Origin of the sequence: Morganella psychrotolerans (genome assembly GCF_965118875.1) — a bacterium.
In the GTDB taxonomy this organism is placed as follows: Bacteria; Pseudomonadota; Gammaproteobacteria; order Enterobacterales; family Enterobacteriaceae; genus Morganella; species Morganella psychrotolerans_C.
Genome location: NZ_CBCPJD010000002.1, coordinates 261212 through 277010 on the forward strand (window position 1 = coordinate 261212; position 15799 = coordinate 277010).

Sequence of the window (15799 nt, forward strand, 5' to 3'; positions counted from 1 at the left end):
AGACAATGACCTCTCGTAAAACTCTTGCTAATGCGATTCGTTTCCTGAGCATGGACGCGGTGCAGAAAGCAAATTCCGGACACCCCGGCGCACCAATGGGCATGGCTGATATCGCAGAAGTTCTGTGGCGCGACTATCTGAAACACAACCCGACCAATCCGCTCTGGAGCGATCGTGACCGCTTTGTGCTGTCAAACGGTCACGGCTCTATGCTGATTTACAGCCTGTTGCACCTCACCGGCTATGATCTGTCGATGGATGACTTAAAAGCATTCCGTCAGCTGCATTCAAAAACACCGGGTCATCCTGAATACGGCTACACGCCGGGCGTGGAAACCACCACCGGACCATTAGGGCAGGGCATTGCGAACGCCGTTGGTTTTGCTATCGCAGAACAAACTCTGGGCGCACAATTCAACCGTCCGGGTCATGATATCGTTGACCATCACACCTACGCCTTTATGGGCGACGGTTGTATGATGGAAGGGATCTCTCACGAAGTCTGTTCACTCGCCGGTACCCTGAAACTGGGTAAATTGGTTGCATTCTACGACGACAACGGGATTTCCATCGACGGTAATGTTCAGGGCTGGTTTACTGACGATACCGCTAAACGCTTTGATGCTTATGGCTGGCATGTTATCAGCGGCATTGATGGTCACAATTCTGACCAAATCAAAGCGGCAATTGAAGAAGCAAAATCCGTTACAGACAAACCATCTCTGCTGATGTGCAAAACCGTTATCGGTTTCGGTTCGCCGAAGAAAGCCGGTACAGCTGATGCGCACGGCTCTCCGTTAGGGGATGCAGAAATCGCGGCAACCCGCGCGGCACTGAACTGGCCGTATGCGCCATTTGAAATCCCGCAGGATATTTATAACGAGTGGGACGCGAAAAAGGCCGGTAAAGAAGTTGAATCTGAGTGGGATGTAAAATTCGCTCAGTATGAAAAAGCCTTCCCTGAACTGGCGCGTGAATACCGCCGCCGTGTTGAAGGCGAACTGCCTGCACAGTGGAAAGCAGATGCAAAAGCCTTTATTCAGAATCTCCAGGATAACCCGGCAAATATTGCCAGCCGTAAAGCGTCACAAAACGCGCTGGAAGCATTCGGTAAAGTTCTGCCTGAATTTATGGGTGGCTCAGCTGACCTCGCACCAAGTAACCTGACTATGTGGTCCGGCTCTGCGCCAATCAATGAAGACAAAGCCGGTAACTACATTCACTACGGTGTGCGTGAGTTCGGTATGTCTGCCATTATGAACGGGATCGCCCTGCACGGTGGTTTTATTCCTTACGGCGCGACCTTCCTGATGTTCGTTGAATATGCCCGCAACGCGGTGCGTATGGCGGCACTGATGAAGATCCGCAGCATCTTCGTTTATACCCATGACTCTATCGGTCTGGGCGAAGACGGTCCGACACACCAGCCGGTTGAGCAAATCGCCAGCCTGCGCGTGACACCAAATATGAGCACATGGCGTCCGTGTGACCAGGTGGAATCTGCGGTTGCCTGGAAATATGCGATTGAGCGTAAAAACGGCCCGACCTCACTGATTTTTTCCCGTCAGAACCTGGCGCAGCAGCCACGTACGGCACAGCAACTGGCTGATATCGAAAAGGGTGCTTATATCCTGAAAGATTGCGCCGGTCAGCCGGACATCATTCTGATCGCGACCGGTTCTGAAGTGGAACTGGCGGTGAGCGCGTATGATCAACTGACAGCCGAAGGCCGTAAAGCGCGCGTGGTCTCCATGCCGTCAACGGATGCCTTTGACAAACAGGATGCGGCTTACCGTGAATCTGTCCTGCCGTCAGCAGTAAGTGCGCGTGTTGCTGTTGAAGCAGGTATCGCTGATTACTGGTTCAAATACACCGGTCTTCAGGGTGCTGTTGTTGGTATGCATTCATTCGGTGAATCTGCACCTGCAGGTCAGCTGTTCAGTGAATTTGGTTTCACTGTCGAAAATGTTGTTTCTCAGGCAAAAGCCCTGCTGAAATAATCAGCTGATTGTTTTTTTGAAAGCGCATTTCGGTTTTTTTGACCGAATGCGCTTTTTTCGTTTTTGCCCGCCGGACGGCCTTGCGATTTTTTTCCAATTAGCATAATGTGGTCTCAGTGAGCTGAACCGTTTCAGTTTGTTGTGGTTCTATATTCCGCTGCTGATGAACAAAAAAAGTTTACGGTTTCTATGATAAATGCCCCGTACAAAAACCGGTGAGTCCGTTATCCTTAGTCCGCTGATAATTTGGCTATTTCTGAGGATACTATGACAATAAAAATTGCAATCAACGGGTTTGGGCGAATAGGGCGGAGTGTGCTGCGGGCGTTGTATGAAACCGGGCGTAATACGCAGATGACCGTGGTTGCCATTAATGAGCTGGCGGATACCAAAGGTATCGCCCATTTACTCAAGTACGACACAAGCCACGGGCGCTTTTTTAAATCAGTACAGATTCTGGCAGATGATTTACTTCAGGTGGGGGATGATAACATCCGGATCCTGCATGAAGCGGATATTCACCAGCTTCCCTGGGCGGAGCTGGGTGTGGATGTGGTGTTAGATTGCAGTGGTGTGTACGGCTCCCGCGAAGACGGAGAATCACATATCGCCAACGGGGCCAAAAAAGTCTTGTTCTCACATCCCGGCGGCAATGATTTGGATGCCACCATTGTGTACGGCGTGAATCACGACACACTGACGGCGCAGGATAAAATAGTCTCGAATGCGTCCTGTACCACTAACTGCATCATCCCGGTGATTAAATTGCTGGATGAAGGATTCGGGATTGAGTCAGGCACAGTGACAACCATTCACGCGGCAATGAATGATCAGCCGGTGATTGATGCGTATCACAGTGATTTACGGCGCACCCGGGCGGCAGGGCACTCCATCATTCCGGTGGATACTAAGCTGGCGGCAGGGATCCGGCGGATTTTCCCGAAATTTGAAGATCATTTTGAGGCGATTTCAGTCAGGGTGCCTACAATTAACGTAACGGCGATTGATTTGAGTATCACCGTGAAGAATAATGTGACCGCGCAAGAGGTGAACCGGCTTTTGCAAAACGCAGCGATGACCTCATTTCGTGGTATAGTGGACTACACAGAATTACCGTTAGTCTCTACAGATTTTAACCATGACCCGCACAGTGCAATCGTTGACGGCACACAAACGCGGGTCAGCGGACAGCACCTGATTAAGATGCTGGTCTGGTGTGATAACGAATGGGGTTTTGCAAACCGCATGCTGGATACCACTCTGGCAATGGCTGAGACTGGTTTTCACTGAGGGCTGGTGCCCCGGCAGAAAATTGAAGACAATTTAACTGATAAGAGAATCAACAAGAGGATTCACCATGTCCGTAATTAAGATGACCGATCTGGATCTGGCGGGTAAACGTGTTTTTATTCGTGCTGACCTGAACGTTCCTGTCAAAAATGGCAAAGTTACCTCTGATGCACGTATCCGTGCCTCGCTCCCGACAATCGAAGCTGCCCTGAAACAGGGTGCAAAAGTCATGGTGACCTCACATCTGGGTCGTCCGGTTGAAGGGGAATACAACGAAGAGTTCTCACTGAAACCGGTTGTTGATTATCTTGCAGATAAACTGAACTGCCCGGTCCGCCTGGAAAAAGATTATCTGAATGGTCTGGAACTGAATGCCGGTGAACTGGTAGTTCTGGAAAACGTCCGCTTTAATAAAGGCGAGAAAAAAGACGACGAAACGCTGTCGAAACAATATGCAGCACTGTGTGATATTTTTGTGATGGATGCATTCGGCACAGCACACCGCGCTCAGGCATCCACCCATGGTGTGGCAAAATTTGCCGATGTTGCCTGCGCAGGTCCGCTGTTATGGGCTGAGTTAGACGCACTGGGCAAAGCACTGAGCAATCCGGCGCGTCCGATGGTAGCGATTGTCGGCGGCTCTAAAGTGTCCACAAAACTGACCGTTCTGGACTCACTGTCCAAAATTGCGGATCAGATCATTGTCGGCGGCGGTATCGCCAACACCTTTATTGCAGCAGAAGGCCACAATGTGGGTCGTTCACTGTATGAAGCTGACCTGATCGCGGAAGCAAAAAAATTACTGCTCACCTGCGATATTCCTGTTCCGACAGATGTCCGTGTGGCAACTGAATTCTCTGAAACCGCAGACGCTGTTCTGAAATCCGCTAATGACATCAAAGATGATGAGCAAGTGCTGGATATCGGTGATGAATCTGCGGCACATCTGGCTGAAATCCTGAAAAGTGCGAAAACCATTCTGTGGAATGGTCCGGTCGGCGTGTTTGAATTCCCGAACTTTCGTAAAGGGACTGAAATTGTTGCCAATGCTATCGCAAACAGCGACGCATTTTCTATCGCAGGCGGCGGTGACACATTAGCTGCTATCGATTTATTCGGTATCGGCGATAAAATTTCGTATATTTCTACCGGCGGCGGCGCATTCCTGGAATTCGTCGAAGGCAAAAAATTGCCTGCCGTTGTAATGCTCGAAGAACGTGCAAAACAGTCATAATCAGATGAAAATAACGGGCGACCCCGGTTGCCCGTGACAACTTCCGACAGACCAATACAGGAAATTTGACATGTCTAAAGTTTTTGATTTTGTAAAACCCGGTGTCGTCACTGGCGATGATGTTCAGAAAATCTTTGCTGTTGCCAAAGAAAACAAATTTGCGCTGCCAGCGGTAAACTGCGTCGGTACAGACTCGATCAACGCCGTATTAGAAGCGGCAGCCAAAGTCCGTTCTCCTGTAATTGTTCAGTTCTCTAACGGTGGTGCTGCATTTATCGCCGGGAAAGGTTTTAAAGGCGAAGGCCAGCAGGCTGCGGTTCTGGGTGCGATTTCCGGTGCGCATCATGTGCATCAGATGGCGGAATATTACGGCGTACCGGTTATTCTGCATACTGACCACTGCGCGAAGAAATTACTGCCATGGTTAGACGGGTTACTGGACGCCGGTGAGAAACACTTTGCTGCAACCGGTAAATCCCTGTTCTCTTCTCATATGATTGACCTGTCAGAAGAGTCCCTGGAAGAAAATATTGAGATTTGCAGCAAGTACCTGGTGCGTATGGCCAAAATTGGTATGACACTGGAAATCGAACTGGGTTGTACCGGCGGTGAAGAAGATGGCGTGGATAACTCTCATCTGGATAACTCTGCACTGTATACTCAGCCGGAAGATGTGGCGTACGCCTATGAAAAACTGAATGCAATCAGCCCGCGTTTTACTATCGCAGCGTCATTCGGTAACGTTCACGGTGTTTATAAGCCTGGTAACGTGCAGTTAACACCGAAAATTCTGCGTAATTCTCAGGACTATGTTTCTGAGAAATATAACCTGCCGCACAACAGCCTGGATTTCGTCTTCCACGGCGGCTCCGGTTCTACAGCAGAAGAGATCAAAGAAGCAGTCGGTTATGGTGTGGTGAAAATGAATATCGATACTGATACTCAGTGGGCGACCTGGGAAGGGATCCTGCACTATTACCAGAAAAACGAAGCTTACTTGCAGGGTCAGTTAGGTAACCCTGAAGGTGCTGATAAACCAAACAAAAAATATTATGATCCGCGTGCCTGGTTACGTGCCGCTCAGCAGACCATGATTGAACGCCTGGAAAAAGCATTTACTGAACTGAACAGCACCAACGTTCTGTAATGTTTTCTGCGTGAATAATTAAGCCGTCCGGTATAAAACAGGGCGGCTTTTTTGTAGCTTATTTTTTATTTTCATCCCCGATCTCATTCCTTCTGATAACCGATTCAATTAATTCATCGATATGAAGTGTCACCAGCATTTCAACCGCATCACTGCGGGTTTTTCCTGAAAGCAGAGAGAGATGGTTAATTTTTCTGATCATTGTGCCGGTCAGTGACAGCGAAATGGCTTTTTTCTTCTCTTTATCCAGGGAGACTTTCCCGCTGTAATATGCCGGTTTTTGTCCGTTATTATTTTCCAGCCCTTCTTCCATTTTCCGCAGTGCTTTGCGGTTCAGTTCCCCGGCATCTGTCATCTGATAAGTATGTGAGGCTTTACGATAGCGGATCTCTGCATTATAGGTATCGCGTAACTCTTTGAATGTACGTGTAAGAGTTGCTTCTGAACAGCGGAGTGTCGTCAGAATGGCATCCGATGAAACGGGTTTTCCTGTACCGAGCAATGTTGCCAGTGTGAATAAACGGACTTGTCGTGTGCTTAATTGCATAGTCTGAAGACACCTGTATAAGAACAAAATCGAAAAAAATAACGTTATGCCGGATACAGAAAGTGATTACCGGCAGGATACCAGTCATCCGACCATTATGACTACTTAATCAGTTTGTAAAGATATTTCAAGATGTCCAAATACAATAATACAAAGACATTCACAGTAAGAATGTATACCCTTATTCATTCAAACTACAGGTTCGCCGGCTGCACTCAGCCATTCTGTGTTTTAAACGGCATTCCGTCCGTTTTTCGTTGTGAAATGCCGTAAACCCGCGCCCGTGCGAGTATTGCAGATGCCCAGCGGCGGTGTGTTGCCGGTTCACACATGGCACCTTGTGATTTAAATACCGCCTGAGTAGAGTTCAGGATGCGCAGGGCATCTGCGTGTTCATCGGCTGAAACCCGCAGCGCCTGTTCAATTACCGCGACCTGATTCGGATGAATGGCTGTTTTGCCGACCAGTCCGTGGGCGATATCCAGCGCCAGTTCCCGTGTCATCACATCGTGATCATCAATGTGCTCACACACCGGTGCGGTCATGGCAAAGTCACGTGAAGCAAACACGGCGACCAGCATTTTAATGACATACCCCATAGGCCCGTCATACAGCGTCAGGTGCCGGGAGCGACGCAGTGAAATGACATTCATCAGGTCGTTACCACCGATACGCAGGGCAATAATCCGCTCATGGCAGGGATGCGATTGCAGCACCTGTGCCAGTTCACGCATCTGCACCACATCATAAACTTCTTCTGTTTCCAGGGTCGGCATCATGCACAGCGGGCTGTTTTTAACCACCAGCCACCAGACCGGCAGTGTCGCTTGTGTAAATTTCGGCAATACCAGCCCGTCGATTGCACTGAGGTCACAGTTATCGCGCAGCCACAGCCCCATTTCAGGGTGACGCGGGCGGATAAACACCAGCGGCCAGCTCTGATTACCGGTGCGCTGCTTTTCTGCGGTCAGTGTCGTTAAAATATCATGCAGATTGCGCAGTGCCTGCGGAATATCGGCTTCGCTGACGGCATCTTCAAGGCAGATGATAATAGAGCGCAATCCGCTGATTTTATTGTTTATGATTACGTCAGCAATATCTGTGCGTGTCGCAGGCATATAGAGTGACGCCCCTAAATTCCAGGGAGAGAGACGTTGTGTCATGGTGATACCTTTCTGATAATAGTAACGGCGCGGTATTGCCCCAGGGCATCACCCGCTTGTGTAATAGTAATATTTTTCTGACGCGCCAGATAAACCAGCAATTCCACATCCGGTTCATTACAGTCGCGGACTAAAACGTGCTCCGGCACACGGCGCAGCACAGCCCGGGTCGCTTCAGCAATACCTGGTTTCAGCCGGTTGAGATCTGTCAGTCCATAACGCGCAGCCAGTGTGTCGATGACCGTTTTACTTTTTGCCCGCAATGCAGCTTTGTACTGCGGATCAGGTAATGTCATCATCGGCGTGCTGGTAAGTTTCCGGCGCAACCCGGCAACCCGGTCTGTCAGCAGGCGGCTGCACTCATATTGCTGTAAGTGTTCACAATGCACGCAGCCGTGCGGACCCTTATCTGACCAGACGGAGCGGGAGATAAGCCCGGAAACCGGCGCACCCATAATGCCGGACGGGATCAGCCAGTCATCATCTGCGGCAGAAAGCCAGGCACAGCCTGCGGGATCAGCCAGCACAACCAGGCGGGGATCAGCCGGATAGCCCGGGCGGTTATGCAGTGAGCGGATTAATTCACCCGTAATAGCGCCTTTGCCTGTCCAGCCATCGACAAACACAATACCGGCGGTTCCGTGCTGATGCTCAATCCACTCCAGCGCGGCAGTATCAATGCCCCGGTCGCGGATGATGCTTATCCCGTAATGATGTGAGGTTTTTTCCGCAGCGCGCAGCGCCTGATGCAGCATCACACCTAAGGGTACGCCTGCGCGGACAAGGCTCACCAGTATAATGGGTTGCTCTGCAAAATGGTTGCTCAGGGCCTGAGAGAGAAACGCAACATCGCGTGCCAGGCGGGGTGTGCCGTTTTCCAGTGCCCGGTTAAACAGATCAAGATGCCAGGTCGTCGGCGCCGGCTCCTGACTGAGCATATCGGAGTAATGTTTTTGACCTGACTGAATAAGCTGTTCTTTTAATTCAACCGGTGTCATATCAAGCGTGATGGGTTTGAGCAGAAACTGCACATCTCCCGGCAAATAACTGCCTGAAAATTCAGGAAAATCATACATCTGGCACCTCACTGAATATCCGGCGGGCGATAGCATCGGCGAACTGACTGCGGCGCGGCAGACCAAACCAGGTGCAATGCTGCATAAAGCGGTAGTCGCTCAGGCTGTCGCCGAGCCCGATAACCGGAAATATTCCCCGCTCTGCCCGCAATGTGTCTAATAACCAACTGACCGCGTGCCCTTTTTCGATGGCATCGGGAAGCCAGGCAACATTGTTGCCGTTGCGGTGGATATAAAATCCGTCTGTTCCGAAACGCTGCTCTGCTTCATCGGCAATGTCATACAGTTCATTCAGGCGGTTGCTGTCAGTGTGTTTCATCACCAGATAGACCGGTACGTCGCCGTATTCATAGTTGATCCGCGCCCATGCATCAACACCGCGTTCTGCCATCAGTTGTGTGCAAAACGTCTGCAATGAGAGCAGTCGTTCACGGTAAGGTGCCAGCGCACTGAGTATGAGTGCCTGCCAGTGCAGATCCGGCGAGCCGTCCGGCGTGAGGATCACTGCGCCGTGAGTGGTTATTGCATAAGAGCGGAAGGGAATCGTCACACGGCGGAATTCCTCTGTGCCACGGGCTGTCACGGGGATCAGATCCGCGTGCGCCAGCAGCCAGTCAACCAGCATGGACTGTTCTTGTGTCATAAAACTGCGTGGCTCCAGGCTGCGATCAAGTGCGCCCGCACGAAATGGGGTAACATTTTGTTCTTCCGCCATTTTTCGCCGGGTCTGAAACAGCGTGTCATCCAGATCGGTCAGGATTACCGGGTCAGTCATCATAAATTACCTCCGTCAGGGGGGCTACGCGGGCAAGTGCGCGGAGCAATTGCGGATCCACACCTGCGGGATCGGTTTCTGTACAGAGCAAAATGCGATCAAATGACTGGTGCGCGACATTGTAGAGGTAATTCGGTATTCCCAGCCCGTAGTTATCGGTGAACGAAATAACAGATTCGATCGCACCACCGGCGGATATCGGAGAGCGGGTCAGGGCGCTGAATTTAACATCTGCACCAAGTGCTTCCAGGCGCTCCGCCAGCAAAAACGGCTCCCAGACAAATTCCCCGGAGCCGAGTACCAGCACCCGTTCACCGGGTGCGGCAGTGATGTGTTTGCCAAAATCCGCGCAGGGCTCAGCCATGCCGAGTCTTACCCGGGATTGCGGGCGGCGGATAGCCACATTGCCACCGGCAGTCACATTTACATCAGGCATAGCGGGCAGTGGTGCAGTTTTATCCGCTTCCCAGTGCCAGCTTCCGTTTATCAGTGAGACATTTGTCAGCGGCAGCTTATTGTGGGAAGTCAGGGGATTATCACGCCAGTCTGTCAGTGTGACAGTCACAACCTTTTGTAAATCAGGCAACTGTCCGGTTTCACACAGCGCGGTCAGCAGGTTGATAAAGGTATTGCCGGTTGTCGCTTCGTCATCGACCAAAACCAGTGTCCGTGCCTGTTGCAGCTGCTGTTTCAGTTGCGGATCTGCCGGGAAATACAGGAGATGGTCGGTCGCGTGGCTGTGATTTTCTTTAAATTCACACAGCAGTTCCCCGTCCGCCGGATGGCGGGTGGAGGAGAGATACAGGGAGTCAGGATAGTGACGGCGTATTTCATCAAATACACCTGCGCCCAGCCCGACGGCGGTTTCCGCCATGCCGGTTACCAGCAGCGGTTGTGGCAGATCCTGCGGGAACTGATGACTCAGTTGCCGGTAAACGCCGCGCATGATCGTTGGTTCAACCGGAATATGGCGTCCGAGTACTTTGCTGACAAACAGAAAGGCGCGTTTCGGATTACGCCGCTCTGCGATATCAAACAGGGCATCCAGCGTTTGCGGGGTGGCATCGCAGGTTATATCCAGCGTACCGGTGGAGAGTTGAAACCGGTAAAGACCGGGATGTGATAAACCGGACATATTTACCTCAGTCTATTTCATTGTTCAGTGAAAGCGGGTAACTGATGGCTTCAGTCAGGGCGCGGATCGCCGCAGGGCGGAATGCGGTGCGGTTTTGCTCCCGCACATCATCAGCACTCATCAGCCCGAGGCGGCGAAATGCGAATAAACCGGGCAGATTCAGCCCGCTGAGCGCGGTATAACCTATGCCGCCTGACGGACGCATATTGATTTCGAGTAACAGTGGCTGCCCGTGATGGTCATTGCGGGTCTGCACATTGATCAGTCCGTCAGCATGCATTGCCTGTGCGCAGGCACAGCCCAGTTCAAACGCCGCACCATCATGCTCCAGGTATTGCAGCGCACCGTCTTTGCGGCGGGCGACCGCCGCGAGAACCTGTCCGTTCTCAGCGAGAATATCCACGGAATATTCAGGTCCCGGCAGGTACGGCATCAAAACCTGCGGCGAAAATTTACCGGCACTTTCCAGTGCGCAAAGATATTGCTCTGGTGTGGTTATCCGCCGTTCAGGGCTCTGAAACATTGCCATCGGGGATACATTGTCATCAAACTGCCAGAAACCTGCGCCATAAATACCCTGTACAGGTTTAATGCACAGTGGTGTTCCGGGAAAAGGTGTGTTCTTCAGCGCGGCGCGCAGTTCTGCCGCACTATTAATACGCATGGAGGGTACAACAGGCAGCCCGAGTGTATTCATCGCATCAGCAAAACTGGTTTTATCTTCTGCAACGGCCAGATCGGACAGGGATATGGCTCCGGTTGTCAGGCTTGCACCGCTTGCTGTGATAGCGTCACGGTGAGTTTCAAACCAGGCGGTGTGCCGCCCGGTATGGATAGCCTGTATATGATGCTTTTTCACCACGGACAGAATAAAACCCAGGCGCTCATCATCATTTTTTGGCTCTGTCAGGGCATAATCTGCAAGAGCAAGGATCTCATGACGTGGTTGCCGGTGAGAGGCAAATATCGTGAGATTAACCTGTGACTTTCGTGAAAATAGCCTGATGTTCTGAATAAGGTCCCGCTGTGAAGAGAGCCCTTCCATAAGCCAGATAGTATGAGCCATTATTGTTTATTCCTGTTTCCCGTTATCCGGTAAATTAGAAAGAAGTCTATTTATAATAACGCCACTTGTCAATCATATTATGATTGAGTCGTGAGTTGACAAACGGTTGACGATAATTGACATTGATCACAGTTTTAAATGGATAAAACCAATATTAAATTATTTATTAATTCATTGTTTATTAAGTAATTAATTTGTCTTTGTGCTTTTTTAAGAAAATAGATCTTGTCAAAGAACTTCATCATGATATGATTTTTTTCATGAAGGGAATATCTACATTGTCACCCGTTTTTTTCTCCCGTTTAAGGAATGAAAATATGGTTTCACTAAATAAGAATCAGACCGTTTCTCTCAGTAAAGCATCAGCTGCATTAAATCAGCTGCATTTCGGCCTTGGCTGGGACCCGGTACAAAAGAAGAAAGGTTTTCTCGGCTCCTTATTCGGGGGCGGCAGTGACTCGATTGATTTGGATGCCAGCTGTATTTTGCTGGACGGTCACGGCAAAATTCTTGATACCATCTGGTTTCGTAAACTGAAATCTGATTGTAAATCCGTTGTCCATGAAGGTGATAACCTGACCGGCGAAGGTGATGGTGATGATGAAGTGATCCGCGTGGATTTGACTCGTCTCCCGGCAAAAGTTGAGTATCTGGCGTTTACGGTAAACAGTTTCCGCGGCCAGTCATTCAATGATGTTGAAAATGCATTCTGTCGCGTGCTGGACCAGAGCGGTAAAGAGTTGGTGCGCTATCAGCTGAATGAGCAGGGTTCTCACACCGGTATTGTAATTGCCTCTCTGCGCCGCAGCGGTGGCGAGTGGAATTTCACGGCACATGGTGATGCCTGCCGCGGCCGGACAATTGACGAAATGTCATCTGACATTATCAGTACGGTGGTGCGCTGATGGATATGACCCCCGGGGGAAATGCTCCCGTTCCGGTAAAGACATTACAGATTAATGTGTTGTCCGGTGCGGCGGCAGATGCATCAGCTTTCCGGTTATATGCGGATGGCAAAGTGCAGGGCGATCCGGATATGGTGTTTTACGGGCAGCCGCAGAATGATGATAAAACCATCAATTGGCAACAAAACGGTAATAACACCATTTTTACGGTAGATCTCAGCCGTTTGCGTCACGAAGTGCAGAAAATTGCGTTTGTTGTCACCTGTGACGGCGGAAAAACAGTTGCCGGGTTACGCAGTCTGGCGGTTCAGGTTGAATCTGATCGCGAAATTTTGCTCAATGGCACAGTGGAAACCGCAGGACGTCAGGAAGCAGCACTTATCCTCGGTGAACTGTACCGGCGTAACAATGAATGGAAATTCCGCTTTGTTGCACAGGGCTTTAACGGCGGGTTGCAGCCGCTGGCAGAGCATTTCGGTGTGGATGTCGCCGCAGAATCCGCTCCGTCAGCGACACCGGCACCGGTTGCCAAACCGGCAGAAAGTAAAATCAGTCTGAGCAAGGTTTCACTGACAAAAGAGAAACCGTCAATCAGCCTGACTAAGCGCGATAATTTTGGTGAAATCCGCATTAACCTTAACTGGCATCGCGGTGAGAATACCGGGGCTTCCGGCGGGTTCCTGAGCAATGTGTTCGGGGGTGGTAATAAAGGTATTGATTTGGATCTCGGGGCATTCGCTGAGTTGCAGAATGGTCAGAAACTGGTCATTCAGGCACTGGGTAACGCGTTTGGTGATTATCACCGCGAGCCTTATATTCAGTTACAGGGTGATGATCGCACCGGTGAGGTTTCGGACGGTGAATGGTTGCATATTAACGGCGGCGAATGGAAACATATCCGCCAAATCCTTATCTATGCATTTATTTATCAGGGTGCGCCGAGTTGGGATAAAACGGATGGTGTTGTCACTGTTCATGTTCCGGGGCAACCGCCGATTGAAACCAGGCTGACAGAGGGCGACAACCGCCGTACTATGTGTGCGATTGCGCGTCTGGTAAATGAAAACGGGTCAATAAAGGTTGAACGTCTGAACCGTTTCTTTAAAAATCAGAGTGATATGGATGAAGCTTTCGGCTGGGGATTCCGCTGGAAAGCCGGCTCTAAATAATTCAGAGAGGATGAAGTGATGAGTATACTGAACCGGGTAAAAAATGCGTTTAACACAGGTCGTGAAGAACTGACAAAGCAGGTCGGTCGTTTTAAAAACCGTAAGTTTATGGAAGGTACTGTTGCTGTTTGTGCCCGTATTGCGGTCTCCAGTGATGGTGTCAGCGCAGAAGAAAAACAGAAAATGATCGGTTTTCTGAAATCATCTGAAGAACTGAAAGTATTTGAAACCGCAGAAGTCATTGAATTTTTCAACAAGCTTGTTACCAGCTTCGATTTCGACATGGAAATCGGTAAAGGTGAAACGATGAAATATATACTGGCATTGAAAAGTCAGCCTGAAGCCGCACAGTTAGCGGTGCGGGTTGGTATTGCAGTTGCGAAGAGTGACGGTGATTTTGACCAGGATGAACAGAAAGCTGTAAGAGAGATAGCGACCGCTCTGGGTTTCGAACCCGCTGAATTTGGTCTTTAATTTTTACCTGAGGGTTAAGTATGGAATCAACACATATCGGTTTTCCGATGGAAACAGTCACTGTTTTCGTTGTCCTCGCTATTGGTGCGATTTTTATTGATTTGTTTATGCACCGTGGTGATAAACCGGTTTCACTGAAAAATGCCGCCATCTGGTCTGTTTTCTGGGTTGCAGTTGCAATGGGGTTCGCCGGGTTTCTTTATATTCACCACGGCGCGGAAGTGGCAAGCCTGTTCGTTACCGGTTATGCACTTGAGAAAGTGCTGTCAGTCGACAACCTGTTCGTAATGATGGCGATTTTCTCCTGGTTCTCTGTGCCGGATCGTTTCCGTCACCGTGTACTGTACTGGGGAATTATCGGGGCTATCGTATTCCGCGGAATTTTCGTGGCGATCGGTACCAGTTTACTGAGCCTCGGGCCGTACGTGGAAGTCATTTTCGCCGTCATTGTTGCCTGGACTGCGGTGATGATGCTGCGCAGTCGTGAAGAGAAAGATGAAATTGAAGATTATTCTCAGCACATTGCGTACCGGGCTGTGAAAAAGTTGTTTCCTATCTGGCCTAAGCTGGCAGGACACGCGTTCCTTCTGACACAAAAAGAGGTGGATGCAGAGCTGGCTAAGCCGGAAAACAAAGACGTTACTATCGGTCGCGGCACGAAAGCCGCACTGTATGCCACCCCGCTGATGCTGTGTGTGGCAGTCGTTGAGTTATCCGATGTGATGTTTGCGTTTGACTCTGTGCCGGCGATTATCGCTGTCAGCCGTGAGCCGCTGATTGTATACAGCGCCATGATGTTTGCGATTCTGGGTTTACGTACCCTGTATTTTGTTCTGGAAGCCCTGAAACAGTATCTGGTTCACCTGGAGAAAGCCGTTATTGCGTTGCTGTTCTTCATCGCGCTGAAACTGGGTCTGAATGCGACAGACAGTCTGTGGGGTCATGGATTACATATTTCAGCAACCAGTAGTTTACTTGTGGTGCTCGGGGTTCTGGCTATCGGTATTATCGCCAGTCTGCTTTTCCCGGACAAAACGGAAAACGCGGATAAATAAGTTATCCGCTTTCCGTCACTGATTTAACTAAGGAGTAAGTGAAATGAGCGTTTCTCTTTCCAAAGGCGGCAATGTGTCGCTGAGTAAAACCGCGCCTTCAATGAAAAACGTCCTGATCGGTTTAGGCTGGGATGTCCGTTCAACGGATGGTCAGGACTTTGACCTTGATGCTTCTGCTTTCCTGTTAACAGCAACCGGCAAAGTGCGCGGTGATGCAGATTTTATTTTCTACAACAATCTGCGTTCAACGGATGGCTCTGTATCACATACCGGTGATAACCGCACCGGTCAGGGTGATGGTGATGATGAATCACTTATCATTAAACTGGATATGATCCCGGCGGAGATTGATAAAATCGTCTTTGTTGTCACTATCCATGATGCGACGGCGCGACGTCAGAGCTTTGGTCAGGTATCCGGCGCATTTATCCGCCTGGTTAATGATGATACCAATACCGAAGTTGCCCGTTATGACCTGACTGAAGATGCGTCAACAGAAACGGCTATGCTGTTCGGTGAACTGTATCGTCATAACAGCGAGTGGAAATTCCGTGCAGTAGGTCAGGGATATGCCGGTGGTCTGGCATCAGTTTGTGCCGAATACGGTATCAACGCATCCTGATAATTTCTTTTTCAGTTTCTTTCAGCGGGCTGGTATCCGGCCTTTCTGATACCCAACGTCATTCAGGATGCAGGCAGGCGGCAAGCTCCGACCGCCGGGGAGCATATAAACGATGTGACCCGGCGGGCTGAACGCAGCCAA

The 15799-nt window shown here is 50.1% G+C and carries 15 protein-coding genes; 9 read left to right on the top strand and 6 right to left on the bottom strand.

Annotated features, from left to right (window positions below):
* Window positions 1-5: 5 nt before the first annotated feature.
* The 4 genes from tkt to fbaA all read left to right on the top strand — a co-directional run bounded on the left by tkt (window position 6) and on the right by fbaA (window position 5671).
* The gene (gene tkt, locus ACMHKJ_RS04640) at window positions 6-2000 is read left to right on the top strand and encodes a transketolase (RefSeq protein ID WP_413492336.1); all 1995 of its coding nucleotides are present in this window, start codon (window positions 6-8) and stop codon (window positions 1998-2000) included.
* Window positions 2001-2267: 267 nt separating this feature from the next.
* Window positions 2268-3290 (top strand): erythrose-4-phosphate dehydrogenase, encoded by a 1023-nt coding sequence (epd, locus tag ACMHKJ_RS04645; protein ID WP_413492337.1) that lies wholly within the window; start codon window positions 2268-2270, stop codon window positions 3288-3290.
* Window positions 3291-3357: 67 nt separating this feature from the next.
* On the top strand, window positions 3358-4524 hold the full coding sequence (pgk, locus tag ACMHKJ_RS04650; RefSeq protein WP_413492338.1) for a phosphoglycerate kinase: 1167 nt from the start codon (window positions 3358-3360) through the stop codon (window positions 4522-4524).
* Window positions 4525-4594: 70 nt separating this feature from the next.
* Entirely contained in the window at window positions 4595-5671 is a 1077-nt protein-coding gene (gene fbaA / locus ACMHKJ_RS04655; RefSeq protein WP_413492339.1) for a class II fructose-bisphosphate aldolase, read from the top strand.
* A gap of 58 nt (window positions 5672-5729) precedes the next feature.
* Here the strand turns inward: fbaA and ACMHKJ_RS04660 are convergent, their stop codons facing one another.
* From ACMHKJ_RS04660 to ACMHKJ_RS04685, 6 genes are all read right to left on the bottom strand, one after another.
* Window positions 5730-6218 carry a tellurium resistance protein TerW gene (locus ACMHKJ_RS04660; protein ID WP_413492340.1) on the bottom strand — a complete coding sequence of 163 codons (489 nt, stop codon included), beginning with the start codon at window positions 6216-6218 and terminating at the stop codon, window positions 5730-5732.
* Between the two features lie 215 nt (window positions 6219-6433).
* Window positions 6434-7381 (bottom strand): HpcH/HpaI aldolase/citrate lyase family protein, encoded by a 948-nt coding sequence (locus tag ACMHKJ_RS04665; RefSeq protein ID WP_413492341.1) that lies wholly within the window; start codon window positions 7379-7381, stop codon window positions 6434-6436.
* Entirely contained in the window at window positions 7378-8457 is a 1080-nt protein-coding gene (locus ACMHKJ_RS04670) for a cysteine protease StiP family protein (protein WP_413492342.1), read from the bottom strand. Before ACMHKJ_RS04670 ends, ACMHKJ_RS04665 begins: the two co-directional genes overlap by 4 nt.
* The gene (locus ACMHKJ_RS04675) at window positions 8450-9232 is read right to left on the bottom strand and encodes an HAD family hydrolase (protein WP_413492458.1); all 783 of its coding nucleotides are present in this window, start codon (window positions 9230-9232) and stop codon (window positions 8450-8452) included. Before ACMHKJ_RS04675 ends, ACMHKJ_RS04670 begins: the two co-directional genes overlap by 8 nt.
* Window positions 9225-10367 carry a phosphoribosyltransferase domain-containing protein gene (locus ACMHKJ_RS04680; protein ID WP_413492344.1) on the bottom strand — a complete coding sequence of 381 codons (1143 nt, stop codon included), beginning with the start codon at window positions 10365-10367 and terminating at the stop codon, window positions 9225-9227. Before ACMHKJ_RS04680 ends, ACMHKJ_RS04675 begins: the two co-directional genes overlap by 8 nt.
* Window positions 10368-10374: 7 nt before the next feature.
* Window positions 10375-11433, bottom strand: a complete 1059-nt coding sequence (locus ACMHKJ_RS04685) for an ATP-grasp domain-containing protein (protein WP_413492345.1) — start codon at window positions 11431-11433, stop codon at window positions 10375-10377.
* Window positions 11434-11750: 317 nt separating this feature from the next.
* Between ACMHKJ_RS04685 and ACMHKJ_RS04690 the strand changes: the two genes are divergently transcribed.
* Genes ACMHKJ_RS04690 through ACMHKJ_RS04710 form a run of 5 tightly spaced genes read left to right on the top strand, consistent with a single transcriptional unit; the run spans window position 11751 to window position 15658 of the window.
* The gene (locus tag ACMHKJ_RS04690) at window positions 11751-12338 is read left to right on the top strand and encodes a TerD family protein (protein ID WP_413492346.1); all 588 of its coding nucleotides are present in this window, start codon (window positions 11751-11753) and stop codon (window positions 12336-12338) included.
* Complete coding sequence (locus tag ACMHKJ_RS04695; RefSeq protein WP_413492347.1) at window positions 12338-13507, top strand: TerD family protein; 1170 nt, start codon at window positions 12338-12340, stop codon at window positions 13505-13507. The genes ACMHKJ_RS04690 and ACMHKJ_RS04695 overlap by 1 nt, the downstream gene beginning before the upstream one ends.
* Before the next feature lie 18 nt (window positions 13508-13525).
* Window positions 13526-13981, top strand: a complete 456-nt coding sequence (locus ACMHKJ_RS04700; protein WP_067367691.1) for a tellurite resistance TerB family protein — start codon at window positions 13526-13528, stop codon at window positions 13979-13981.
* A gap of 20 nt (window positions 13982-14001) precedes the next feature.
* Window positions 14002-15036, top strand: a complete 1035-nt coding sequence (locus ACMHKJ_RS04705; RefSeq protein ID WP_413492348.1) for a TerC/Alx family metal homeostasis membrane protein — start codon at window positions 14002-14004, stop codon at window positions 15034-15036.
* 43 nt (window positions 15037-15079) lie between these two features.
* On the top strand, window positions 15080-15658 hold the full coding sequence (locus ACMHKJ_RS04710; RefSeq protein ID WP_067367685.1) for a TerD family protein: 579 nt from the start codon (window positions 15080-15082) through the stop codon (window positions 15656-15658).
* Window positions 15659-15799 lie beyond the last annotated feature (141 nt).